The sequence below is a fragment of the Halomonas sp. Bachu 37 genome (genome assembly GCF_039691755.1).
Classification (GTDB): Bacteria; Pseudomonadota; Gammaproteobacteria; order Pseudomonadales; family Halomonadaceae; genus Vreelandella; species Vreelandella kashgarensis.
This window is the reverse complement of sequence record NZ_CP137552.1, coordinates 3,035,289-3,058,565: the sequence shown is the minus strand read 5'-3', so window position 1 is coordinate 3,058,565 and position 23,277 is coordinate 3,035,289. Positions and strand designations below refer to the sequence as shown.

Below are 23,277 nucleotides of genomic sequence, written 5' to 3'. Positions count from 1 at the left end.
AGCACGCGATGGGTACAGCGATGACCGATTACCAAGTAGATGAAGGCATGGAGATCACCCTGCATTTCACCTTGTTGCTGGAGGACGGCACGGTGGTAGACTCCACTCGGGAAAAAGCCCCCGCCACGTTCCAGTTCGGTGACGGCAACCTTCCGCCGGGATTCGAGAACCCGCTGAAAGGCTTGCGCAAAGGGGAATCCGAACGGTTCACCATCGCGCCGGAGCATGCCTTCGGCCAGCATAATGAGCAGAATATCCAGCTGCTCAAGCTCGAGGATTTCGGCGACGAGACGCCCGAAGTCGGCATGGTGATGTCCTTCGCCGACAAGGCGGGAGCGGAGCTGCCCGGTGTGGTGAAGTCGATCGACGGCGAACGGGTCGAGGTCGACTTCAACCATCCGTTGGCGGGACGTACCCTGACCTTCGATGTGGAAATCCTCGATATCACGCCGGCCCTGACGCATTGAGTCGACGGCACTACACTTTCCGAGAACCCCAAAGCGATGCCGTGACGCATCAAGGCAAGGCTTCTTTATGCAAACGCCTCTAGACACTTCGACCGCGCAGCCGCCGGTGCAGATCAAGCTCGCCAATCCGCGTGGCTTCTGCGCCGGTGTGGACCGGGCGATCGAGATCGTCAACCGCGCCCTGGATGTGTTCGGCCCGCCCATCTATGTGCGCCATGAAGTGGTTCACAACCGGTTCGTAGTGGAAACCCTGCGCGAGCGCGGTGCCGTGTTCGTCGAGGAACTTCATGAAGTTCCCGATGATGTCATCGTCATCTTCTCCGCCCACGGCGTTTCCCGGGCGGTGCAGAAAGAAGCCGAACAGCGCGGCCTGAAGGTGTTCGATGCCACCTGCCCGCTGGTCACCAAGGTTCACCTGGAAGTGCTGCGCTATGCCAAGCGCGGCCAGGAATGCGTGTTGATCGGCCATGCCGGGCACCCCGAGGTTGAGGGCACCATGGGCCGTTACGATACGTCTCACGGCGGGCATATCTATCTGGTCGAGAACGAAGACGACGTGGCCACGCTTGAAGTCAACGACCCCTCGCAGCTGGCGTTCGTCACTCAGACTACGCTCTCCATGGACGATACCGCCAAGGTGATCGACGCCCTGCGCGAAAAATTCCCGCAGATCCAGGGGCCGCGCAAGGACGATATCTGCTACGCCACCCAGAATCGCCAGGACGCGGTGCGCGAGCTTGCCGCCGATAGCGACCTGGTCCTGGTGGTAGGCAGCCCGAATAGTTCCAACTCCAACCGCTTGCGCGAGCTTTCCGAGCGCATGGGCACCCCGGCTTACCTGGTCGATAACGCCGAGCAGATAGAAGCGGGCTGGCTGGAAGGCGTGGCTCGCATTGGCATCACCGCAGGTGCCAGCGCGCCGGAAGTCCTGGTGAAAGGTGTGGTCGAGCGCCTGCAATCCCTGGGTGCCAGCGTGCCGGAAGAGCTGGTCGGCCGTGAGGAAACCATCACATTTTCCATGCCGAGTGAGCTACGTCAACGGGTGATCGCCAGCAGCTGATGCAAAGTGTACGAGTTTGCGACATACTGAAACGGTATGAGCAATCTGGTACAGGAGAGCTGCCGCGTGACTTACTTTTTTCATCCTGCCATTCCAAGCCGTTCCTCCCGGAGCGGCCAGCGCGGCTTTACCTTGATCGAACTGATGATCGTCGTGGTCATCATCGGCATCATCGCCACCATCGCCTACCCCAGCTACACGCGGTATGTGGAGCGCTCGACACGCAGCGATGCGCATGCAGGACTAATGCAGGCAGCTTCTGATTTGGAGCGTTGCTATACCCGTACTTATTCTTATCCAACCTCTTCCGATGCAACTAGCGATTGTGGAATTGCTACAGAGTCACCTAAAGAAGACTATAACCTAACGGTGACGCATGAGAGCGATGATGGGGGCTACACCGTGACTGCCACGCTTGCGAGTAATGGTAAAAGCGATGGGTGTGGCGAGGATGGTATCAGTATCAATGCACTTGGCGAACGCTCACCCAAAGAGTGCTGGTAGCTTATGGTCCCGCGTGGCTTCACTCTCGTTGAACTGCTGATTACCCTGGCCATCGCGGCGATACTCGCCACGGTGGCCGTCCCCGCCTTCTCTACCTTCCTCGCCCGTCAGCAACTTGCCAGTGACGTCAACGAGATGATCTCGGTGTTGAGTTTGGCTCGTAGTGAAGCCATCAAGCAACGGCATGTTACCGAAGTGATTTTCTCACCTCCAGCTTCTTTTAATTCAACACGGCGGCCTGAAGCATGCAGAAAGAATGAAGTCGAAGAGGATAACCAGTATCGCTACTCAGGGTGGTGCTATTGGGTAGAGCGAGATAATGAAGTCTTGCGTATCGGGCAAGCGGCTAATGTATCTTCACCGGAAAATGAGTTTACGCTGATATTTAAAATGCTCGGCGATGCGGAAGTCAGCGATTGTGGCTCACCTTGCGAAATCACCATCAGTTCACAACGCGATAACGCCGCGATTGAACCGGTAACGTTAGTGTTTCGCACCACGGGCAGTATCCGTAAAAAGGAGACTGAATCATGAGGCGTCAGCGAGGCTTTAGCCTGATAGAAGCACTGGTTGCTCTTGTGATCCTGTCCTTTGGCTTGATAGGTGTAGCAGCAATGCAGTTAAAAGCACTGCAAAGCGCTACAGCCGGTTACCAGCATTCGGTAGCGACGCTTGCTGCGGTTGATGCGCAGGAGAGGTTGTGGGCGCAGTTGGGATTAGGAAAGGAATGCTCTAATATTGATATAAATAACGCAGTCACTATACAAGGCGATACAGATAATCCCGGCTGGGAAACCTATTGGTTTGGTAGTGAAGCTCAAGAAGCGGCTACGCCACTGCGTGAATTCATGGGCACAATTTACGATGAAAATAGCACGAATTACCCAAGTGAGTATCCAGAATTGGGGCCGTGCGAGTTTCTTATCGAAATTGATATGCAAGATGGTTATGACCCTTTTACTTATAACTTCCGCTTACCCAATTTGTGAGGCTTGCGATGTCAATGCACCGACAAAAAGGCTTTACACTCGTTGAACTGATGGTCGCCATGGTGATTGGCTCCATTATTATCCTCGGCGCTGGATCCCTTTTTCTTACCACATTCCAAACCTTCCAGAAAGTGAATGAGTTGAGCCGCAAGCAGGAAACGGTGATTTTTGCGGCAAATACATTAGTTGATGAGTATCGTAAGGGAGAGGGAGAGGGGAGATACAAATTGGAAGAAACTAAGGATAGTGATGGAAATACAGAGTGCTCTATTTTTGATAAAAACTCTAATTCGCAACCTATAGTTGGAGGATTGGCACAGTATGAAGGTAAGTGTGATAAAGGTAGGTTTATTAGCGATGTGGAAGTGGGTGATGAAAAAACTTTAGTCGGTTATCATCGCTTTACGCTGGATTTTGAGCGTAATGATGATGATGAGGGGGTGGAAACACTTTCTTTTCATGTTATGTCTCGTAACCAAGCACTTGTCTCAGGATCCCCAATTCTCCCAGCTCCTCCCGTATCCCCAAAAGAACAATACAAAGTGGGGACAGGAGATGTGGTTATAGCGGGCGAGGGAGTAGGCAATATTGATAATAAAAAATTGCAAGAAAAAAGCACAATTAGTGGGGATTTAGGTAGTGGAAAAATGCCTAATCCCTATATTGGAAATAATAGCTCTCCAGGATATGTTAATGGATTGAGAAATACTATGATGGATGATGTCGAAGATACTTGTAATTCATCTGAGATGGCTGCATCTAAAAAAACAATAATCTATTGTGAAGGAGAACATCTAAAATTTAATGTCGATGGGATGGATAATAAAATTGTAATTGCTGAAACCGGAGTTGACATAAATCAGAATGGAAATGTATCTGTCAATAATCTTGTTGTTGTGGCTAGAAGAGCTATAAATTTTCACGGAAGTAACACTGGTGCCAATTTTAGTGGGATTATATGGAGTGGTGAAGGTGTCCATTTACATGCTGATGGTGTGAATTTTGAAGGAGTGGTGATTTCAGGAAAAGATGTCACTGTGAATGGGAAAAGTAATATAACCAGTAATTGGAATATGCTGGACCTTCTTTCCGTGCCCGGCTATGAATTTTCAATGTATGAGAAATTCAAGGAGATGGGGATTCTAGAGCATATCCAAGAGGCGGATAGGAACTGATGAAACAACAACAAGGCGCCGCACTCGTTATCGTTCTTGCTCTGCTTACCGGAGCAATGATGATTGGTGTTTCTAGTATGAACTCCGCGCTGATTGATGAGCGGCTGGCGGGGAATTATCGTGCGTCTGTCGAGGCACAAATGAATGCGGAACAGCAGGCAGCTTTATTGGCAAATGATTTTGTAGAAGGAAGTAGTGGTGTTTTCTGCAGTGAAAAAAAAGAGGTTTCAATTGATGAGAGGAGAAGTTGGGTAACTTCCGATGATTTTAAGGCGCGATTTGATGTTTGTTTTTCAAAGAGTGATCTTGCTACCGTCTACATTGTAGAAGGCTTTGTAGGTGAGCCTGACAACCCGGTCGTCAGTAGCTTTATTGTTGTTGGTAAGTTAAGAGGAGATGGCTTAGACGATATTTTTTCTGACTTGAAACCTTATGAGGGAAAGAGTGTTGTTGCAGGAGAAGGCGAAGAGAGTTGTGGAAAAAAAGATAGAGATTCAGTTGAAAGCTGCGAGGTGGTAGGTAAAGGTAATGTACCACGTCCTGATGCCGCTATTGATAGTTTTATTGCTAATTATGAAAGTGGTAATATTCCTAAAGAAGAGGTTGTAGAGAGGTGCGATGGTAATTTTACCAGAACAGTCAATATGAAATATGTGCTATGTAGAGAGGCGGAGTTTACAGGAAGCTTAGAAAATTTAGACGGTATGACCGTGATTGTGGCAGGAAAAGAAAATTATAATAACGGTGAAATTAAATACGAAGGTGGTGATGTAAGGAATGCCAATATAAAAAATAATATTAAGATTAATTTTATTGCCCGAGGCGATATTTTGATTAAGGGATTTGGTAATAATATACTCACTGGAAATTTATGGTCAGGCCGAGATGTGAGATTTGATGGAAGATCGAATGTCGTAGGGGGAATAGCGGCTGTTGATGAAGTTGACTTTGATGGCAAAGCAAACGTATCAGAAGGGGGCGGTAGTGGTCCGAGGCTAGTTTGGTATTAGCACTGCTTGTTGGTCTGTTGAACTATTTCGATTACCATGCTTTTTATTTATGAGCTTTGATCTAAATGCCCAAAACTACCAAAACTCGCGTCCTGACCGGTATCACCACCACCGGTACACCCCATCTCGGCAATTACGTCGGGGCGATCAAGCCGGCCATCGAGGCCAGCCAGGATCCCAACGTCCAATCGTTCTATTTTCTGGCGGATTATCACGCGCTGATCAAGTGCCAGGAGCCCAAGCGTGTGCAGGAGTCCCGCCTGGAAATCGCCGCGACCTGGCTGGCGCTGGGGCTGGATACCGATAACGCCATTTTCTACCGCCAGTCGGATATTCTCGAAATTCCCGAGCTGACCTGGATGCTCTCCTGCGTTTGCGCCAAGGGGCTGATGAACCGGGCTCACGCCTACAAGGCGGCGGTGGCGGAGAACGAAGACGCGGGCAACCAGGACCCCGACAAGGGCATCACCATGGGCCTGTTCGGCTACCCGGTGTTGATGGCGGCGGATATCCTGATGTTCAACGCCAACAAGGTGCCGGTGGGGCGCGATCAGATCCAGCATATCGAGATGGCCCGCGATATTGCCGGTCGATTCAACCATCTCTACAAAGGCCAATACTTTACCCTGCCCGAAGCGGTGGTGGACGAGAAGGTTGAAGTGCTGGGCGGCCTGGACGGGCGCAAGATGTCCAAGAGCTATAACAACACCATCCCGTTGTTCGTCTCGGAAAAGAAATTGCAGAAGCTGGTGCGCAAGATCAAGACCAACTCGCTGGAACCGGGCGAACCGAAGGACCCGGATAGCTGCACGCTGTTCCAGATCTACTCCGCGTTCGCCACCGCCGAGGAAACCGCTGCCATGCGGTCGGAGTACAAGAACGGCATCGGCTGGGGCGTCGCCAAGGACCATGTCTTCGAGTATTTGAACGAACATCTGCGTGAACCGCGCGAGCGCTACAACGCGCTGATGGAAGACCCCGGCCATATAGAAGCGGTATTACGCAAAGGGGCCGAGCGCGCCCGGGCCGAAGCGAATTCGACCATGGAGCGCTTGCGCGAGGCGGTCGGGCTGGGTCGTTTCGTTTAGGTATTCATAAGCTCACTCAAGCAAGGGAGCCGTGGGCTTGGCAATACACTCTTCTCAAAAAGGCCGCTATTGGCGCTGGCTTCAGTACGGTGGCGGCTTGTGTATCTTGCTACTGCTGCTGACAGTGAAGGTGGGGTGGGTGCCGTTCCCCATGCTGGAACGCCTGGAGTGGCAGGCGTATGACCTGAAGGTGCGCACCACGCTCAGTGAACAGGCTGATACCTCGCTGGCGATTATCGATATCGATGAGCGAAGCCTGTATGAGATAGGGCAATGGCCATGGCCACGGGCGACCGTGGCGGAGCTGGTGGAAACACTATTCACTGAATACGATGCCGGCCTTTTGGGTATCGATGTCGTGTTTGCCGAGCCCGAGACAGCGCTTTGGAAGCAGCACTGGGAGAAGCTCGCCCGCGACTACCCGCAGTTATCCGTTCTGCCCCCGCCCATTGACGGCGACGAGCAGTTGGCCAATACATTGGCGAACCATCCGGTGGTGCTGGGCTACTATTTCCAAGCGTCGCGTCAGCTCGGCGATCCCACCTCGGTAGGGCAGTTGCCCATACCCGCTAGCGTTTCAGAATCCGAGCCTCTTCTCTTTCCCGCGCCCGAACGCTATACCGCTAACTTGGCTATTTTGCAGCAAAACGCCTTGGGTGCCGGCTTCTTTGATAATCCCCGCGTTGATGACGACGGTGTGTTTCGCCGTGTGCCGATGTTGCAACGCTGGGAGGGGGAGCTGTATCCCAATCTACCGCTGGCGATGCTGCTCGTCATGCTCGGCCAGCCGACAATCACGCCGCTGATTGGAGAGGGCGCGGATGCCCTTTCTCCTGGATTCATGCAGTTGGAGGCCCTGGATGTCGGCGGCTTTGAAATTCCTGTCGATGGTCGAGGTGCGGCGCTGGTGCCCTGGTACGGACCGCGTGGACACTTCGATTATATCTCTGCAGTGGATGTACTCGAAGGACGCCTGGAACCGGACGCGCTGGCGGGCAAAACGCTGATACTCGGCGCCTCCGCACCGGGGCTGATGGATTTGCGCTCGACGCCGGTCGGCGCGGTGTATCCCGGCCCGGAGATCAACCTGAGCCTGCTTGCCGGGATGCTGCACCAGAGCATCAAGGCGCAGCCGCCTTGGGTATTGGGGTTCGAGTTGGTCAGCCTCACCGCGTTAGGCCTGTTCATGATACTGCTCTTGCCCCGCTTGAATGCGCCGTTGTTGCTAGTGGTGAGTGGTGCACTGCTGGCCACAGCGGTAGGCGGCAATCTTTGGGCGTGGCATCGGGGGTTCGTGTTGCCCATCGCGGGGCTACTCATGTTGCTGGTGATACAGATGCTGTGGCACCTGGCGATGAACTTTCTACGCGAAACGCAGCAGAAACGTTGGGTCGCCGAGCGCTTTGGCCAGTATGTTCCCGCTGAACTGGTCGAGGAGATGGTCGACAGCGGGGAGAGCTTCGGTCTTGACGGTGAGGAGCGAGAACTGACGGTGCTGTTCTCGGATGTGCGCGGGTTCACCGCTTTTTCCGAATCCATACCCCCGTCGGAACTGACCGAGGTGATGAACCGGCTGCTGACGCCGCTGACCGGAGCGATCCATCAATACAACGGCACCATCGACAAGTACATGGGCGATGCCATCATGGCCTTCTGGGGCGCCCCGCTTCACGATGATGCCCACGCCGAACACGCGCTTGAGGGAGCCTTTGCGATGCTAGATGCGCTAGGCGCTATCAATGCTGAGTTTACCGCGGAAGGGAAACCGGCACTGGCGATGGGGGTAGGGCTGAATACCGGGCTCATGAGCGTGGGCAATATGGGGTCCAGTTTCCGTATGGCTTACACGGTAATGGGCGATAACGTGAATCTCGGCTCACGCCTGGAGGGGTTGACCAAGACATATGGCGTGAGCGTCATCGTCAGCGACACTACTGCCGAGCAGGCAGCGAACTGGTGTTACCGCCGCCTGGATAAAGTGCGCGTTAAAGGCCGCAGCACACCGCTGTGGATTCTAGAGCCGCTAGGTCGTCGGGACGCACTCTCAGAAGAGAAGCGCGAGTGGCATGACGCGTTCGAGCAAGCGTTGGAGCACTACCAAATGGCGGATTTTGTCGCCGCCGAGCGGGCCTTCCAAGCGCTTGACTCGGAAGACCCGCCTACAAAGATGTATCTTGCGCGTATCGAACACTTCAAGGCAGAGCCGCCCCCCGAAAGCTGGGACGGCGTCTGGACGCATACGGAGAAGTGAATATTAGCGCTCGAACACACCGGTGCCGCTGTAGTTCCCGGTTTGTTCTCCCCAGGCTTCGATCAGGCTCATGATCGCGGAGGCGTCTTCGCCGATATAGCGGCCATTGAACTCGCCGCCTTCGAAGCAACCGCTGCCACCACACACAACCTCATCCAGCGAAATACTGTCGAGCGAGAAGGTGGCAGAATCATTGCCTCCACTCAACGTGCCATAGCCATTCGTTAGAATGTTAACGCGCACGCCTTCGTTATTGGATAGTTCAATAGAGCTATCGCTTGAAATTGGGATGATCTCTCCCCCATCGCTAGGCACAAGTCCAGTGCCCTCGACCCAACTGAATGTCACGCTACCTGTTAGTTGATCGACGAGGTTGTTGTTAAGGGTTGTGCGTAACGTATCGGCAATTTCATCTGAAGCTGCGATAAAGACGAGGGATTCGTTCAGCCAGTCTGCGTCACCTGCAGAAGCAGGGACTTCCGTACCGCTCTTCCAGTAACCCCAGACGATTTCACCATTATTAACGGCGTATGAGCCTTGATCCGAAGGGGCGATATTATGGCGATAAAGATCGTTTATATCATCGCTATCGGCAGTATTCAGCAGCGTGTTTTGTTCGGTTGGCACAAAGTCCAGCCAGGAGGCTTCGGAAGTAGTATTGCTGCTTGCCAGGCTAAACATCATAGCTCGGGCGCCCGGGCAGTTGCCTTTGCCATTGCTATTCTCAGCGCAATTGCCCCCAGCGTTGTTGCCGTTGCCTGTGTCGGTGTCGGTGTCGGTGTCGGTGTCGGTGTCGGTGTCGGTGTCGGTGTCGGTGTCGGTGTCGGTGTCGGTGTCGGTGTCGGTGTCGGTGTCGGTGTCGGTGTCGGTGTCGGTGTCGGTGTCGGTGTCGGTGTCGGTGTCGGTGTCGGTGTCGGTGTCGGTGTCGGTGTCGGTGTCGGTGTCGGTGTCGGTGTCGGTGTCGGTGTCGGTGTCGGTGTCGGTGTCGGTGTCGGTGTCGGTGTCGGTGTCGGTGTCGGTGTCGGTGTCGGTGTCGGTGTCGGTGTCGGTGTCGTTGCCGTTGCCGTTGCCCTGGCCGTTGCCCTGGCCGTTGCCCTGGCCGTTGCCGTTGCCATTGCCCTGGCCGTTGCCATTGACGTTGCCCTGGCCGTTGCCGTTGCCGTTGCCGTTGCCCTGGCCCTGACCGTTGTTGCCAGCGTCGTCGTTATCGCCGGTGCTCTCGGTCGGCTCTTCGGTTTGGGGCACCTCAGCGGGTTCCTGGGTTGTCTCGGGGAGCTGCGATTCGATTTGCTCCTGACTAAGCGTGTTCTGTACTGAGCTATCGTCTTCTAATGATGTGAGTTCAGCGTTTGCGAAAAAAGCGTTAGCCGTAGGTGTCCTGGAAATAGCGGGTGTTGCAGAAGTCGAGGTCTCGTTGGCGGCGGCGTTTGGCTCGCCTTGAGGTTCCGAGGTGGCACCACTGTTCTGGGGGCCAGCGGTATTGTCCGGTGTCGTTTCTGTTGCCGGATCTTCACCGTCGTCTTCACTGCCCTGCGGCATGTTTTCATCCAGCTGCTCAAAGATACCGATGCCGCCGGTCACCAGTTGTGGCGGGGCATCGAGCGCTGGTGTGAAGAAGACTTGCCCGGGGCGGATAAGGGTGTCGCCTGCATTCGTCGACATGGCCAGCATGCCGGTTTCAACGTAGAGGTAGCTGCCTGACTCAACGCCGGGGAGCGGGGAGGCGCTTCCTTCCGGCACATGGAGGATCTGAAAGCTGGTGCCACGGATGCCCATGGTGGCAACGGGGGTGCTGTAGGTGACGTTCTCTGGCACGCGTTTGCCGATGGCACCGGTAATCGCGCGCAGGCCGCCGCGGAGAAGCTGGCCACTTTGTTCCGAGTCTTCGGGTGACCCTTCGTCGAGCTCGTAGCGCTCAAGGATGTAGGAGCTTTCGGGGCGAATCGCCTTGGTCCCGCCGTCGCTGTAGCGCAATTGCAGCGTACTCGCTTGTGCGGTGTGAAAGGTGTCGCCGGCAAAGAAGTCGTCGCCGCGCTCAGCGGGCAGGCGCCTGCCGTCGCGCTCGATGGTGGCGTCGCCATGAACGAACATGATCCGTCCCGCCGGCGTATCCGCGAAGGAAGGGAACGGCAGCAGCGCCAGGCTACCCAGGCCGAATGAGGTTAAACGAGCTAATGGACGCTTATAAAAACAGACCATAACAATCTCCTTTAGAAAAGGTAGCGAAGCCCTAGCTGTGCCTGGTAGCGGCGCGTATCAAAGAACTCGACCGAAGAGCGTCGGCGCTCAGCGTCGGCGCTGGCTTCCAGCAGCCAGTCTTTATTGAATTGATACAGCCAAGAGAGCCGCGCTTGCCAAATGCGATCGCGGCGGGTGGTGGAGTCGAAATCGTTATACAGCGCGAAGCCGTCGTCCTGGTAGGTGCGGATTCGGTGGTTGAGGTCGGCGCGAAGGAGATGACGATCCCCCAGCGGATAGTCGATGCCGGCGCCAAGTCGCAGGTGAACAAGATCTCCGCCGTCGCGACGGCTATCGGCCCATTCATTCTCGATCTGCGCGCTTAAACGGGTACGAAACGCGGTATGGTTGGTGCCCAACTGCACGCCTAGACGACCCGCGTCGTAATTATTGTTGGCGGCGCTGAAGCGGTTATGCTGCGCGCCGAGCCGCCAGGTGAGTTCGCTGTCCGATCCGATGGGGTGGCGTAGATCCACTTCGCTGCCCCAGCGGGTCAGCAGGCGGCTTTGGCTACGCCCGCTCCAGCCTTGGAGCGCCGAGCCGCGTAGGGTGAAGACACGCTGCGCGTTTAGATCGCGCTGGTAACCCAGTTGTGCCTGCGCGATGGTCAGGTCGTAATCCTGCGCGTCTTCTTGGGTATAGCGCTGTGACTGTCCCACGGTATTGACGAGGATGCGCGACTGCTCATCAATGGGAAACGTCCCTTGATAGCTGCCTTGCAGCCGCTGGTAAGTGCTGGCATCGCGGCTGAACACTCGCTCGTCAAACTGCGACGGGTCACCCTCGGGCTCCAGCCCAAGATCGATCAGTTCTTCAACCGCACGGCGTAAGTCGGGCTGCAGCGGGTCGATGGCGATTTCGTTGGGAAACCGCTGCGGATTGCTGTCATAACCGATATCCACCCCTAGGCGCCCTTGGTGTTGCGGGCCGTTCTCCGCTTGGTAGCGCTGATCGATTTCTGCTTGAAACCGGGCAATGGCGGCCTGGGCGTCGGGCGGCGGCGAAAGGGCTTGCAGCTGCTCGATTTCACGCTCAGCGGCCCCACGTTGGTCGAGCTGCAACAGGGCGGCTATACGCTCCATGCGAGCACCGGCGTGGTTGGGTTGACGTAAGATCGCACGGTCCAGTGCCATCAACGCGTGACTGGGCTCGCCCGCGCGAAGCGCAGCAACGCCTAACCAGTAATCGAACTCCGGGTTACCACTGTGTTCGAGCTCGGAGGCATGCAACTGCGAGTAGGCAGCCTGATTGTCACCTTGGGCCAGGGAATCCTTTGCACCGGCGAGATCCGCCTGGTAAGCCCAGGCGGCGGAGGTCAGCGTGATGCTAAGCAGGGCACCAGAAAGGCATCGAAATACATTGAACAGCGTGAAATGCTTCATGACAGCAGCGTCCATTGCAGTTGAGAAGGGAGCTGCTGGTGCAACTCGCTGGCGATACGTTCCCGTTGCGGGGGTTTCAAGTGTGTGAACCATAGCGTTTCCGGCAGCGTATGCAGGGCATCGAGGAGAGTGACGAGCCGCTTCGGTGTCAGGTGGTGGGCCATTTCCGCCAGTGCATCCATGTGGTTGCCAAAGGCGCATTCGATGACCAGGCGATTCAGCGGCCCCAAGCGGTTAAGCGAGGCGATCGTCGTCTCGCTCAGGCCGGTATCACCGCAGATGGCCATTTGAGTGTGACCATCGCTGATGCAGTAGCCGCAGGTGGGTACGCCGTGCGTAACCGGAAACGGGGTCGCCTGAAGCGATACGTTGGCTTCCCCCGCTAGCGTAATCGGCTGCCATAAGTTGATAGGGATGAGGCGCAGCACCGGTGCGTGAGTGGAAAAACTCTGGGTGAAATCCGGCCAGATATGCCCGTTGAAAATATGCTGCTTGAGGACATCGAGTACTTCCGGAAGCGCATAAACGCTTAGGGCGTGCCCTTGTTCGACAAGCATTTCATACTGCGTATCGACGAGAAACGGGAGGCTTGCGATATGATCGAGATGCGCATGTGTCAGCAGGACACTGCTCACGGAGGCTAGCGCATCATCATCGAGCTTCGAGACCCCGGTGCCCGCATCGATAAGCGTATGCGGGGGTAAGTGGAATGCACTGGTCCCTTGCTGTTGTTCTAGGCCGCCACTGGCGCCAAGTGTGAGTATCTGCATGGCATTGTTAATTTCTTGGAATAAGTTTAGCCGTGAGCGTTGACGGGTGAGGTGTCTCGCAACCCTGGCAGGGAAGCGATATCCACCGTATCAACCTGGCTCTCGGCAAGATGAATACGCGCATAATCGAGGTAGACTTTTTCCTCGACGAATACGGCGAACAAGTCGGGGTCAAGGTGATTTTCCTCCACCATTTTTCCCATGGTGGCCAGCGCCTGGGAAAGCTTCATGGGCGCTTTGTAGGGTCTATCCGGGGAGGTGAGGGCTTCGAAAACGTCGACGATACCCAGCATTCTTGCCGGCAGCGAAAGCTGGTCTCGAGTCAGGCCTTTGGGATAGCCGGTGCCGTCCATACGCTCATGGTGGCCGCAGGCATATTCAGGCACGCGCTGCAGGTGCTTGGGAAAGGGTAGCTCGCTGAGCATGTCGCACGTAGCGGTCATATGCCCTTCGATGATCTTGCGCTCTTCCCTGTTCAGCGTGCCACGGCGAATGCAGAGATTTTCCAGCTCATCTTCCTTGAGCAGTGGCTGGCGGCTGCCTTCGATGTCCACCCATGTCTCTTGCGCAATGGCGTGGAGTCGCTCGATTTCCTCATCTTGCATCACTCTATCGCCGGTGTTGGCTCGGCGGATAAGGGCCAGGTCATCGACCAGTTGCTGCTGTCGTGCGGTGTATTGCCTGCGCTGCAAGTCGCCGAATGGCGCATTGTTGCGGTAAGCCTCGAGCTCGGCGCGCAGCAGCTCGGCATCGAGCTCCTGCTGCTTGGCCGCGAAGCGCGCCTCGATCAAGGACAGACGGTCAAATAGACCTTCGAGCTTGGTCGATTTTTCCATGATGTGATGGGGGGTGACGACTTTTCCGCAATCGTGCAGCCATGCCGCCGTCTTGATTTCGTAGCGGTCCTTGTCCGTCAAGGTGAAGTTCACGACTTCCGGGCGCGTTGAGCGGTGCGTGGCTTCGGCGAGCAACAGCATCGCTTCGGGTACGCGGCGGCAGTGGGCGCCGGTGTGGGCAGACTTAGCATCGATGGCGGTCGCAAGCACCCGGACAAAGCTGTCGAACAGAGCCTGCATTTCTCCAATCAGCCGATGGTTGGTGATTTCGACGGCGGCCTGTGAGGCAAGCGACTCGGCAATTTGTTGATCAGCCTCGCTGAATACGCCGTCGATACCCTGTTCGGTACGCTTGTTGAGCAGCTGCAGTACCGCCACGATATCGCCTTCATGATTGTGCATGGGCACGGTGAGAAAGGCGCGTGAACGGTAGCCGGTGGCTTGGTCGAAGAAGCGCGTGCCGGAGAAGTCGAACCCTTCCGCCGCGTAGACGTCCTTGATATTGACCGTGCAGTCGTTCAGGACAGCGTAGGCAACCACGAGATGGTCATTGGGTTGGTGGTCGGCCTTGTACAGGGAAATGACGGGAAACTGATCGCTAACGGGCCGATGAAGCCCGCCAAGCTGAATATTCAGGGTGTCGTTTTGCACAATGGCAAATTCGAGTTGCTGCTTCTCGGCATCAACGGTATAGAGCGTGCCTGCATCCGCCTGGGTCAGTTCGCGAGCGCTGGACAGGATGCGCTCTAGCAGTACGGGATGGTTGTGCTCGGAAGAGAGAGCGATACCAATCTCGTTAAGCTTCTGTATGCAGGTGATGTCGTTATCATTATCCGTTTCGCCCATGTCGCACCTATGGGAAGTCTTTACAAATAAGCATATATGCTGAGGTATCTCAGCGCCTGCGCCAGTATCAACGTTAACCCAGGTGCATATTCAACGGGTTAACTCATGGTTGAAAGCTCGGCAATCATACAAGACCGCTGGAAAATTAATAATCCTTAAGTAGGCCATACTTCGTGCTGTATGTACCAGGAAAAGAATCAATTTAAGTGTAGAAAGATTGTGATAAACAGTACGAATTTAATGCCGTGTTTATCCCCATGGTTAGTAAAAAGAAATGAGATTTTCAAAAGGTAACTTAATGTCAGCTCGGGTGAGCTTGATGGGCAAGTACAGAGTTTGCCGTACGGTCGTGGTAGATTATGCAGAAATTCTCTAGATGCCTGATTTGCTGCATTGCAGGAGTCAGCAGCCATAAAAAAGCAGAGAAAGCCGAGAGTGCCCATGACCAACGAAAAACGTTCTCTTTATATCCCCTACGCCGGCCCTTCGCTGCTGGAAATGCCGTTACTGAACAAAGGCAGCGCTTTTACTCAGCAAGAGCGTCTGGCGTTCAACCTGATCGGGTTGCTGCCGCAAAAAGTGGAGACCATCGAGGATCAATTGGAGCGAGTCTACCGCCAGTATCAGCAGTACCAAAGCGATCTCGAGCGGCATATCCACCTGCGGGCCATCCAGGACGACAATGAAACGCTCTACTTTCGCCTGGTCTCCCAGCATCTGGAAGAAATGTTACCGATCATCTATACGCCCACGGTAGGCAAGGCGTGTCAGGAATTCTCCAATATCTATCGTAATCATCGCGGTCTGTTCATTAGTTACCCGGACCGCGAGCATATGGACGATATTCTGCGCAGTGCCACCAAGGACAAGGTCCGCGTGATCGTGGTGACCGATGGCGAGCGTATTCTGGGGCTGGGCGACCAAGGCATTGGAGGGATGGGAATCCCCATCGGCAAACTGGCGCTTTATACCGCCTGTGGCGGCATTAGTCCCGCGTATACGCTACCGATCATGCTGGATGTGGGCACTAACAATCAGGCGCTCCTGGATGATCCGATGTACATGGGCTGGCGCCATGAGCGGGTCAGCCAGGAAGAGTATGACGCCTTCATGGCGGACTTCATCGCCGCAGTAAAGCGTCGCTGGCCGGAAGTGCTGCTCCAGTTTGAGGATTTCGCCCAGGCCAACGCCATGCCATTGCTCGAGCGTTACCGCGACGAGCTTTGCTGCTTCAACGATGACGTCCAGGGGACGGCAGCGGTTGTGGTGGGCACGTTGATGGCGGCCTGCCAGGCTCGTGGCGAGACTATCGCCAACCAGCGGGTAGTGTTCGTGGGTGGCGGTTCCGCTGGGTGCGGCATTGCCGAGCAGGTCGTCGTGTCGATGCAGGCCGAAGGCTTGACGGAAAGCGACGCCCGGGAGCGTATCTACATGGTGGATCGGGAAGGATTGATGACGACCGATCAGGCGTGGCAGCGCGACTTCCAGCGCCGCTTGGCGCATGAACCCGAGCTTGTGACGACTTGGAACGGTCAAGGTCTGGAAGAGACCATCCATCAGGTCAAGCCGACGGTGCTGATCGGGGTGTGCGGCCAGAAGGGAATTTTCACCGAGCAGGTGGTTCGTACCATGCACGCCGGCTGCGAGAGTCCCGTCATCATGCCGCTTTCCAATCCTACCTCCCAGGCGGAAGCGGTGCCCGAGGATATAATCCGCTGGACCGACGGCGATGCGCTGGTAGCAACCGGCAGCCCGTTCCCGCCGGTAGTCTACAACGGGCGTACCTATCCCATCGCCCAGTGCAACAATGCCTATATCTTTCCGGGCATCGGCTTGGGCGTGGTGGCAGCCAAGGCCAAACGAGTCACGGACGACATGCTGATGAGCGCTTCACGGGCGTTGGCGCGAGAGGCGCCACTGGTCAAGGAAGGCGAGGGGGCATTGTTGCCTTCGCTGGCGCGGATCCGGGAAATCAGCAAGGCGATTGCCTTCGAGGTGGCGGCCCAGGCCCAGCAGAACGGTGTGGCGTTGAAAACCGGAGGAACGGAATTGCGTGAGGCGATCGAGCGGGCGAGCTGGTCTCCCGAATATCGCGAATACCGCCGTCGAGCCTTTTGAGACCGGCCGCCTCATAAGAGCAGATATCATAAGACCAAGCACAAAAAAGCCCCCACCGAAGTGGGGGCGATGCGAGCATTGCCAAGTTTCTCTTTAGGCTGCGCCGATCATCTTGCGCAGCACGTAGTGAAGGATACCACCGTGGCGGTAGTACGCCAGTTCGTTTGCCGTATCAATTCGGCACTTGGCATCAACGCTTTTTTCCCCATCGGCTCCCTTGATGATGACCTTGACGTTGCCACCGGGGGTCAGGTCGGCCAGGCCGGCAATGGAAACTTCCTCGTCGCCGGTCAAGCCCAGGCTCTTGCGGCTCTCGCCTTCGGGAAATTGCAGCGGGACCACGCCCATGCCGATCAGGTTGGAGCGGTGGATACGTTCGAAGGATTCCGCCAGTACCGCCCGTACCCCTAATAGGCGCGTACCCTTGGCGGCCCAGTCGCGGCTGGAGCCGGTACCGTACTCCTTGCCGGCGATCACTACCAGCGGGGTGCCTTCCTCGGCATACTTCATCGCCGCGTCGTAGATCGGCATCTGCTCGCCCGAAGGCACATGACGGGTTTCGCCACCGACAACGCCGTCGAGCATCTCGTTCTGGATACGCACATTGGCGAAGGTGCCGCGCATCATCACCTCGTGATTGCCGCGCCGTGACCCATAGGAGTTGAAATCCAGCGGCTTGACGCCGTGCTCCTGCAGATAGCGACCGGCGGGGCTATCCGCCTTGATGGAGCCGGCGGGCGAGATATGGTCGGTAGTGACGGAGTCCCCCAGCATGGCCAGTACCCGGGCGTTGGCCACGTCCTCGATGGCATCCGGCTCGCGTCCCATGCCTTCGAAGAACGGCGGATGCTGGATATAGGTGGAGTCGGGCCACTGGTAGACCTTGCTTTCGGGCACGTTGATGGCTTTCCACACCTCGTCGCCTTCGAATACCTCGGCGTACTCCTTGCGGAACATCGCGGTATCGACCTTGGCCACGGCTTCGGCGATCTCCGCCTGGGACGGCCAGATATCCTTGAGATAAACCGGATTGCCATCGCTGTCGCTGCCCAGCGCATCCTGGCTGAGGTCGCACTGCACATTGCCCGCCAGGGCATAGGCGACCACCAGGGGCGGCGATGCGAGCCAGTTGGTCTTCACCAGCGGATGGACGCGACCTTCGAAGTTGCGGTTACCGGAGAGTACCGAAGCCACGGTCAGGTCACCCGATTCAACGGCCTTCTCGATTTCGGCCGGCAGCGGACCGGAGTTACCGATACAAGTGGTGCAGCCGTAACCGACCAGGTTGAAGCCCAGGGCGTTGAGATCGTCGGTAAAGCCACCTGCTTCCAGATAGTCCGTTACCACCTTGGAGCCGGGAGCGAGGGAGGTCTTGACCCACGGCTGGGTGGAGAGCCCCTTTTCACGCGCCTTGCGCGCCACCAAGCCGGCGGCCATCATCACGCTGGGGTTGGAGGTGTTGGTGCAGGACGTAATGGCGGCGATGACCACGGCACCCGGGTCGAGGTCGAAGGCATTGCCGTCGAGTTCCACGTTCTGGCTGGAGTGGTGGGCAAACGGCCGGGTCTCCTGGCTGCGATCAGCGCCCACGGCGGTCTGGCCGCCACCTTCGGATTTCAGCTTGCCCCGCGCGGTGGAAGAGCTCGATTTAGCATCCTCTGCCATGAGCTTGGCAAAGGTGGACTTCATGTCTTGCAGTGCCACCCGGTCCTGGGGACGCTTGGGCCCGGCCAGGCTGGCTTCGACTTCACTCATGTCCAGCTGCAGGGTGTCGCTGAACACTGGCTCATCGCCTGGTTCACGCCACAGCCCCTGGGCCTTGCTATAGGCTTCGACCAGCTCCAGGTGGTCGTCTTCGCGGCCGGTGAGGCGCAGGTAGTTGAGCGTTTCCTCGTCCACCGGGAAGAAGCCGCACGTCGCGCCATATTCGGGGGCCATGTTGGCAATGGTGGCCCGGTCGGCCAGGGGCAGATCCTTGAGGCCGTCGCCGTAGAATTCGACGAACTTGCCCACCACGCCCTTGCTGCGCAGCATCTGGGTAACCGTCAGTACCAGGTCGGTGGCGGTGATGCCTTCTCTCAGCTTGCCGGTGAGCTTGAAGCCGACCACTTCGGGTATCAGCATCGAGACCGGCTGGCCGAGCATGGCAGCTTCCGCCTCGATACCGCCTACGCCCCAGCCGAGGACGCCCAGGCCGTTGATCATGGTGGTGTGCGAGTCGGTACCCACCAGGGTGTCGGGGTAGGCAAAGGTCTTGCCATCTTCTTCCTTGGTCCAGACGGTCCTGCCCAGGTACTCCAGGTTGACCTGGTGGCAGATACCGGTTCCCGGGGGAACGACGCTGAAGTTATCGAAGGCTTGCTGACCCCAGCGCAGGAATTCGTAGCGTTCCCGGTTGCGCTGCATCTCGATATCGACATTGGCCTGGAAAGCGGCGGGGTTGCCGAACTTGTCCACCATCACCGAGTGGTCGATGACCAGATCTACCGGCGAGAGGGGATTGATGCGAGCGGGATCTTCGCCCAGCTTCTCCACCGCGGCACGCATGGAGGCGAGGTCCACCACCCCGGGTACGCCGGTGAAATCCTGCATCAATACGCGCGCCGGACGATAGCCGATCTCACGGGTGGACTTGCCTTCCTTCTGCCAGTCCACTAGAGCCTGCAGGTCCTCGAGAGAGACGCTTTCATCGTTACCGAAGCGCAGCTGGTTCTCCAGCAGGGTCTTGAGGGTCTTGGGAAGACGGTCGATATTGCCCAGTTGCTTTGCCGCTTGCGCCAGGCTGTAGTAGTGGTAGGTATGGTCGCCTGCGTCCAGTGTTTGCAGGGTATCGGGAATATTGCTCATGCACTCCTCCTCTCTTGGCTCGACTACCTGCTTGACGACATGACAACCGTGACGGTTCAAGTCGGTAGCGTGGGCCTTGCGTTAATGGCGCCGGGGCGGCAGCACTTCCTTGTCTCGGGTCTGTTCTTGCTTGTCTAAGGTCTGTTGACGTTTCATCGCGAATCAGGATTCGGGTATCGTTTCTCTCCTGCCGGCCTCGGGTTGTTCGACCGTCGTTTCATTATGGCTTATCCCACTAATAGCACATGGGTGTTAACGAAGTCTGTTTCAAGAGCAGGGCCTGTTCAAGTATACGAACTGTGGAAAGAGCGCGAACCACGCGGATCGTCTCTTGCATTGGCTTGCCATCGCCGCCATTTCAGGCAGACTGCCTGCTGTTTTGTCCTAACCACTTAGTCTAGGGTCAGTTCCCTTACAGTCATTGCGTTACTGCGAAGAGGTCATGTATGAGTGAAGCACGTCACGAGCGTTTGATTATCCTGGGCTCCGGCCCCGCCGGGTATACGGCGGCAGTCTATGCCGCCAGGGCGAACCTCAAACCGCTCCTGATCACCGGCATCCAGGCGGGTGGCCAGCTGACCACCACCACCGACGTGGATAACTGGCCGGGAGACGCCCAGGGCGTACAGGGGCCCGAACTCATGGAGCGCATGAAGCAGCATGCGGAGCGCTTCGATACGGAAGTGCTTTTCGACCATATCCAAGAAGTCAGCCTAGGCGAAAAACCGTTTATCTTGAAGGGTGACAACGCCTCCTACACCTGCGATGCGCTGATAATCGCCACCGGCGCCAGCGCTCGTTACCTGGGCTTGCCCACCGAATCGCAGTTCATGGGCCAGGGGGTTTCCGCCTGTGCCACCTGCGATGGGTTCTTTTATCGCAACCAGGAAGTGGTCGTCGTCGGCGGCGGCAATACGGCGGTGGAAGAAGCCTTGTACTTGTCCAACATCGCCTCGAAAGTGACGCTGGTACACCGTCGCGACAGCCTGCGGGCGGAGAAGATTCTCCAGGCGAAGCTGTTCGAGAAAGTGGAGGCGGGCAAGATCGTCCTCGAGTGGCACCAGGCGGTGGAAGAAGTGCTAGGAGACAGCACCGGCGTGACCGGCGTGCGCCTGAAGTCGGTACTGGATGGCAGCCACAAGGAGATCCAGGCACCGGGGCTGTTCATCGCGATCGGTCATCATCCCAATACCGCCATCTTCGAAGGCCAACTGGAAATGAACGGCGGCTACATCAAGGTTCGCTCGGGCCTGGAAGGCAACGCCACGGCTACCAGCGTGCCCGGCGTCTTCGCCTGCGGCGATGTCATGGACCATATCTATCGCCAGGCGATTACCTCGGCGGGAAGCGGCTGCATGGCGGCGCTGGATGCCGAGCGTTATCTGGATGATGTTCCCGTGGCCTAGCAGGCCGCCCTGACAGGCCGTACCTGACAGGCCGTACCTGAAGATCAAGCCATAGCGGAAACAACATCAGGCGGCGAGGGCCATCTTCAAGGGTCGAGGGGACAGTCGATGTCACCTTGAACCCTGACCCGGCCCAACTGACTCAGCACGATCTCCTTGCCTGGCAAGTCATGGTCGGTAATGCTCTCGGGGCAGACGAAGAACCGGCCGTTGTAGCCGCTGGCGTGGCCCAGCGGGGTGTAGCGCATGCGCCGCCACTGACGGTTATACGTCACGGTTACCCCGCTGGTGGCGGGCAAGACACGCACGATGGTGTCCTGTTCATCCAAGGTGTCTTCGGCCAGGCCTTCGATGACCATCAAAGGGCCATCCCACTCGTTTATGCAGCGATCCTGTGTCGCATTGGCGGGACATAACGTCACGGTACTCTGGCGGGTAATTGCCGTATTACGGGCCAGAGAAAGAGCCTGCTGGAGGCGCTGGACTTCACTATGAGTCGAGGTTCTTGCGCCGAAGGCGTGAAAGCTGGGAATGCCCCAGACGGCTAAGATGGCAACAAGGCTCATCACCACCAATAGCTCGATCAAGGTGAAGCCGCCCTGGCGCGGTTGGGCGTGGTGGAGGCTTCGCGAAAACGTTGGCATTGGCTATCCTCAAGTCTTGACCCCTCTCGTATCGCCATTATTCTCATGGCTTGCTTCGAACTTCGTTCGGCGCAAAATTACCGCGAAGCCAGGACACGTTGATGGCCAGCCGCAATGGGCATACTGTTTGTTTTTCTGAAGGTATTGTTCTTCTGAATATATGTCCTTCTGAACATTACTCCTCGCTACGCCTTTTTCTGTAAGTCAAATCGGACGATCTTGTGAGCGATTTCCTCATTATTGGTGGCGGTGTCATCGGCATGATGACCGCACTGCAATTGGCTGATGCCGGGCGTCAGGTCATTTTGGTGGAGCGCAATGCGTGTGGGCAGGAAGCGTCCTGGGCGGGGGGAGGCATCGTGTCTCCGCTCTACCCATGGCGCTACCAGCCACCGATTTCCCGCCTCTCGCGCTGGTCGGAAGGTGCCTACCCCTCGCTTGCGCTGCGCTTGCTGGAAGATACGGGGATCGACCCCGAGTATCGCCAGCGCGGGCTTCTCTACCTGCAGGTGGATGACGAGGCACAAGCCTTGGCGTGGGCGCATGAAACCGGCAAGCCGCTGGAGCGCCGGGATGGCCGCTTCGTCTACGCCAAGGAACCCAATCTCGTGGCGGGAGTGGAGGAGGCGTTATGGATGCCGACGTTGGGCAGCATACGCAATCCCCGGCTCATCCAGGCCTTGCGGGCACGCCTTCTCTCCATGCCCGGCGTGACCCTGCGGGAGCAGTGTGAGGTAACGGGATTCGAGCAGCGGGGCGCGCGCATTACCGGGGTGACGACCCCCCATGGCGTGGTGCATGGGGACGAAATCATCGTTTGTGGCGGGGCGTGGGCGTCGCTGTTGCTCACTGAGTTGGGTATTCAACTGCCGGTGAAACCGATCAAGGGACAGATGCTGGCGTATCAGGCCCCCAAGGGGCTGGTGGAGCGCGTGGTGCTGATGAACGGGCGTTATGTCATTCCCCGCGCCGACGGGCTGTTGCTGGTAGGGTCGACGCTGGAGGATACCGGCTTCGAAAAATCCCTGTCCGCGGTTGCTGAAGAGTCGCTGAGCCAGAGCGCGCAGGCTATGGTGCCGGCCCTGAAAGACCTGCCCGTGGCGCACCATTGGGCCGGACTGCGCCCGGGGTCACCCGACGGCATGCCCTTTATCGGCAAGGTGCCGCAATGGGACAACCTGTATGTCAACGCCGGTCATTTCCGCAATGGTCTGGTGTTGGCGCCGGCCTCCACCCACTTACTGGTGGACCAGCTGCTGGGCCGCGAGCCGATCATCGACCCGGCGCCCTATCAGCTGACTCCCGAGCGGCTTGGGGGCTAGCGGGGGGACTGGTCGTTGTCGTCCTGGGTCTGTTCCTGCAGAAAGCGGTCCCGGTGGGCGCTGGAGCAGAACCACTGCTCGCGGTCGCGCAGGGCTTCGTTCTCGGGAACGTGAACATCGCACCAGCGGCAACGCACCATCTGGCCGCCGTCATGACGCAACTCCTGCTCCGCACGCGTATCGTGGTCGAGCTTCCATTCGCGGTACATGCGGTAAAGCTTGAGGCCGGCAAAAAACAGCACAGCGAAAATAATCAGCCGTATGATCAAGAGGTTCATCCTTTTGCGTCTCCCGGTTGGGAACAAGGCGGCAGACCTTTGCCAG

The 23,277-nt window shown here is 57.0% G+C and carries 19 protein-coding genes; 12 read left to right on the top strand and 7 right to left on the bottom strand.

Annotated features, from left to right (window positions below):
- Positions 1–20: 20 nt before the first annotated feature.
- From fkpB to R5M92_RS13905, 9 genes are all read left to right on the top strand, one after another.
- Complete coding sequence (gene fkpB, locus R5M92_RS13945) at positions 21–467, top strand: FKBP-type peptidyl-prolyl cis-trans isomerase (protein WP_346796578.1); 447 nt, start codon at positions 21–23, stop codon at positions 465–467.
- 67 nt (positions 468–534) lie between these two features.
- The gene (gene ispH, locus R5M92_RS13940; protein WP_346796577.1) at positions 535–1,527 is read left to right on the top strand and encodes a 4-hydroxy-3-methylbut-2-enyl diphosphate reductase; all 993 of its coding nucleotides are present in this window, start codon (positions 535–537) and stop codon (positions 1,525–1,527) included.
- 66 nt (positions 1,528–1,593) lie between these two features.
- The gene (locus R5M92_RS13935) at positions 1,594–2,031 is read left to right on the top strand and encodes a type IV pilin protein (protein WP_346796576.1); all 438 of its coding nucleotides are present in this window, start codon (positions 1,594–1,596) and stop codon (positions 2,029–2,031) included.
- Positions 2,032–2,034: 3 nt separating this feature from the next.
- Positions 2,035–2,565 carry a GspH/FimT family pseudopilin gene (locus R5M92_RS13930; RefSeq protein ID WP_346796575.1) on the top strand — a complete coding sequence of 177 codons (531 nt, stop codon included), beginning with the start codon at positions 2,035–2,037 and terminating at the stop codon, positions 2,563–2,565.
- Positions 2,562–3,020 carry a type IV pilus modification PilV family protein gene (locus R5M92_RS13925; RefSeq protein ID WP_346796574.1) on the top strand — a complete coding sequence of 153 codons (459 nt, stop codon included), beginning with the start codon at positions 2,562–2,564 and terminating at the stop codon, positions 3,018–3,020. Before R5M92_RS13930 ends, R5M92_RS13925 begins: the two co-directional genes overlap by 4 nt.
- Positions 3,021–3,028: 8 nt before the next feature.
- Positions 3,029–4,195 carry a PilW family protein gene (locus tag R5M92_RS13920; RefSeq protein ID WP_346796573.1) on the top strand — a complete coding sequence of 389 codons (1,167 nt, stop codon included), beginning with the start codon at positions 3,029–3,031 and terminating at the stop codon, positions 4,193–4,195.
- Positions 4,195–5,205, top strand: a complete 1,011-nt coding sequence (locus R5M92_RS13915; protein ID WP_346796572.1) for a pilus assembly PilX N-terminal domain-containing protein — start codon at positions 4,195–4,197, stop codon at positions 5,203–5,205. Before R5M92_RS13920 ends, R5M92_RS13915 begins: the two co-directional genes overlap by 1 nt.
- Before the next feature lie 65 nt (positions 5,206–5,270).
- Positions 5,271–6,293, top strand: coding sequence for a tryptophan--tRNA ligase (locus R5M92_RS13910; RefSeq protein ID WP_346796571.1), 1,023 nt, complete (start codon positions 5,271–5,273; stop codon positions 6,291–6,293).
- Between the two features lie 37 nt (positions 6,294–6,330).
- Positions 6,331–8,544, top strand: a complete 2,214-nt coding sequence (locus R5M92_RS13905; RefSeq protein ID WP_346796570.1) for an adenylate/guanylate cyclase domain-containing protein — start codon at positions 6,331–6,333, stop codon at positions 8,542–8,544.
- Positions 8,545–8,547: 3 nt separating this feature from the next.
- Here the strand turns inward: R5M92_RS13905 and R5M92_RS13900 are convergent, their stop codons facing one another.
- From R5M92_RS13900 to R5M92_RS13885, 4 genes are read right to left on the bottom strand one after another with little or no spacing between them, the layout of a single operon-like run.
- Positions 8,548–10,743, bottom strand: coding sequence for a hypothetical protein (locus R5M92_RS13900; RefSeq protein ID WP_346796569.1), 2,196 nt, complete (start codon positions 10,741–10,743; stop codon positions 8,548–8,550).
- 11 nt (positions 10,744–10,754) lie between these two features.
- Positions 10,755–12,164 (bottom strand): hypothetical protein, encoded by a 1,410-nt coding sequence (locus tag R5M92_RS13895; RefSeq protein WP_346796568.1) that lies wholly within the window; start codon positions 12,162–12,164, stop codon positions 10,755–10,757.
- A complete protein-coding gene (locus tag R5M92_RS13890; RefSeq protein WP_346796567.1) occupies positions 12,161–12,934 on the bottom strand; it encodes a 3',5'-cyclic-nucleotide phosphodiesterase in 774 nt (257 codons plus the stop codon). Before R5M92_RS13890 ends, R5M92_RS13895 begins: the two co-directional genes overlap by 4 nt.
- Before the next feature lie 26 nt (positions 12,935–12,960).
- A complete protein-coding gene (locus tag R5M92_RS13885) occupies positions 12,961–14,616 on the bottom strand; it encodes an HD domain-containing phosphohydrolase (protein ID WP_346796566.1) in 1,656 nt (551 codons plus the stop codon).
- Positions 14,617–15,057: 441 nt separating this feature from the next.
- On the opposite strand from R5M92_RS13885, the gene R5M92_RS13880 reads away from it, so the two are divergent.
- Entirely contained in the window at positions 15,058–16,734 is a 1,677-nt protein-coding gene (locus tag R5M92_RS13880; RefSeq protein WP_346796564.1) for an NAD-dependent malic enzyme, read from the top strand.
- A gap of 93 nt (positions 16,735–16,827) precedes the next feature.
- On the opposite strand, the gene acnA is transcribed toward R5M92_RS13880, so the two are convergent.
- Entirely contained in the window at positions 16,828–19,581 is a 2,754-nt protein-coding gene (gene acnA / locus R5M92_RS13875) for an aconitate hydratase AcnA (protein ID WP_346796563.1), read from the bottom strand.
- Positions 19,582–20,027: 446 nt separating this feature from the next.
- Between acnA and trxB the strand changes: the two genes are divergently transcribed.
- Complete coding sequence (gene trxB, locus R5M92_RS13870) at positions 20,028–20,987, top strand: thioredoxin-disulfide reductase (protein ID WP_346796561.1); 960 nt, start codon at positions 20,028–20,030, stop codon at positions 20,985–20,987.
- Between the two features lie 86 nt (positions 20,988–21,073).
- On the opposite strand, the gene R5M92_RS13865 is transcribed toward trxB, so the two are convergent.
- Positions 21,074–21,631: a GspH/FimT family pseudopilin gene (locus R5M92_RS13865; RefSeq protein ID WP_346796560.1), complete on the bottom strand. Its 558-nt coding sequence runs from the start codon at positions 21,629–21,631 to the stop codon at positions 21,074–21,076.
- A 221-nt stretch (positions 21,632–21,852) separates the two neighbouring features.
- Here R5M92_RS13865 and thiO point away from each other — a divergent pair, with 221 nt between their 5' ends.
- Positions 21,853–22,953, top strand: coding sequence for a glycine oxidase ThiO (gene thiO / locus R5M92_RS13860; protein ID WP_346796559.1), 1,101 nt, complete (start codon positions 21,853–21,855; stop codon positions 22,951–22,953).
- Here the strand turns inward: thiO and R5M92_RS13855 are convergent.
- Positions 22,950–23,231 (bottom strand): PP0621 family protein, encoded by a 282-nt coding sequence (locus R5M92_RS13855; RefSeq protein WP_346796558.1) that lies wholly within the window; start codon positions 23,229–23,231, stop codon positions 22,950–22,952. The genes thiO and R5M92_RS13855 overlap by 4 nt on opposite strands.
- Positions 23,232–23,277 lie beyond the last annotated feature (46 nt).

What these genes read in the sequence shown, in the direction of transcription:
- fkpB (WP_346796578.1), top strand. Translation starts at nt 21, where the DNA reads ATGACCGATTACCAAGTAGATGAAGGCATGGAGATCACCCTGCATTTC.
- ispH (WP_346796577.1), top strand. Translation starts at nt 535, where the DNA reads ATGCAAACGCCTCTAGACACTTCGACCGCGCAGCCGCCGGTGCAGATC.
- R5M92_RS13930 (WP_346796575.1), top strand. Translation starts at nt 2,035, where the DNA reads ATGGTCCCGCGTGGCTTCACTCTCGTTGAACTGCTGATTACCCTGGCC.
- R5M92_RS13925 (WP_346796574.1), top strand. Translation starts at nt 2,562, where the DNA reads ATGAGGCGTCAGCGAGGCTTTAGCCTGATAGAAGCACTGGTTGCTCTT.
- R5M92_RS13920 (WP_346796573.1), top strand. Translation starts at nt 3,029, where the DNA reads ATGTCAATGCACCGACAAAAAGGCTTTACACTCGTTGAACTGATGGTC.
- R5M92_RS13915 (WP_346796572.1), top strand. Translation starts at nt 4,195, where the DNA reads ATGAAACAACAACAAGGCGCCGCACTCGTTATCGTTCTTGCTCTGCTT.
- R5M92_RS13910 (WP_346796571.1), top strand. Translation starts at nt 5,271, where the DNA reads ATGCCCAAAACTACCAAAACTCGCGTCCTGACCGGTATCACCACCACC.
- R5M92_RS13900 (WP_346796569.1), bottom strand. Translation starts at nt 10,743, where the DNA reads ATGGTCTGTTTTTATAAGCGTCCATTAGCTCGTTTAACCTCATTCGGC.
- R5M92_RS13895 (WP_346796568.1), bottom strand. Translation starts at nt 12,164, where the DNA reads ATGAAGCATTTCACGCTGTTCAATGTATTTCGATGCCTTTCTGGTGCC.
- R5M92_RS13890 (WP_346796567.1), bottom strand. Translation starts at nt 12,934, where the DNA reads ATGCAGATACTCACACTTGGCGCCAGTGGCGGCCTAGAACAACAGCAA.
- R5M92_RS13885 (WP_346796566.1), bottom strand. Translation starts at nt 14,616, where the DNA reads ATGGGCGAAACGGATAATGATAACGACATCACCTGCATACAGAAGCTT.
- R5M92_RS13880 (WP_346796564.1), top strand. Translation starts at nt 15,058, where the DNA reads ATGACCAACGAAAAACGTTCTCTTTATATCCCCTACGCCGGCCCTTCG.
- acnA (WP_346796563.1), bottom strand. Translation starts at nt 19,581, where the DNA reads ATGAGCAATATTCCCGATACCCTGCAAACACTGGACGCAGGCGACCAT.
- trxB (WP_346796561.1), top strand. Translation starts at nt 20,028, where the DNA reads ATGAGTGAAGCACGTCACGAGCGTTTGATTATCCTGGGCTCCGGCCCC.
- R5M92_RS13865 (WP_346796560.1), bottom strand. Translation starts at nt 21,631, where the DNA reads ATGCCAACGTTTTCGCGAAGCCTCCACCACGCCCAACCGCGCCAGGGC.
- R5M92_RS13855 (WP_346796558.1), bottom strand. Translation starts at nt 23,231, where the DNA reads ATGAACCTCTTGATCATACGGCTGATTATTTTCGCTGTGCTGTTTTTT.